Annotated in this window: 1 pseudogene; it reads right to left on the bottom strand. The window is 48.3% G+C overall.

The annotated features are described in order from the left end of the window. A pseudogene (locus CIK04_RS29190) lies at positions 1-787 on the bottom strand (PTS sugar transporter subunit IIA); the annotation flags it as partial.

Raw genomic sequence — 787 nt, 5'->3', positions numbered from 1 at the left:
AAGTTTGGCCACATCGTCTTTGTCGTCAGTAAATTGGACTACCGATGGGTATTGGCAATGACAATGCCTGTTTTTTCACGCGATCTTTCGCTTCCACAGTGCCATGTGGCACAGCAATGGATTCGCCAAGATAGGTGGGGACGAGGGCTTCGCGTTCAAACATCGCCTCGACATACTCAGGTTCTGCGTAGCCAAGCTCAACCAGTTTGTTGCCAGCGAAACGAATGGCTTCTTCTTTGCTACTCGCTTTCAGGCCTAGGTGAATGTTTTCACGCTGGATCTGAAAGACTGAGGGTGGTTGCACGTCAAATGTACCGTCGTTGGCTGCCAATACAGACACTTTGACGATGTTGTCATCATTTGCTGCCGATTGCTGTTGCGCTGCAAACAGCTTAGTTACGAGTTGATTGTACATTTCACTGTCTAGGAAGTTGGTTAGTGAAATGTGGTAAGCATTCGGTGCGTGCTGACGTGCACGATCCGTAAGATCTTTATGCGTAATCACTATGTCGGCGCTCTCTGGTAAGCTGTTAATCGCAAGGTTAGTTACATGGATGTTGAGCCCGCATCCTGAATTTTTTACGAAGCATGCTCGCCCCATGGCACTGGAGCCCATTCCTGCATCACACGCCACAATAATGCTGTGCACGGTTGCTAGGTCTACATCACTTTTGTTTTGGTTAGTGACATTAGCACGCCCTTTTGACGCCGATTCCATGTTCTTCACCTGTGAAGTGGCTTTTTCCAATGCGGCTTCGTCGCCTTCTTCTTCTGTCGATGTTTGTGT

Source organism: Vibrio sp. 03_296 (assembly GCF_002265885.1).
The sequence above is the reverse complement of the archived record's forward strand: the minus strand, read 5'-3'. Positions and strand labels throughout refer to the sequence as shown.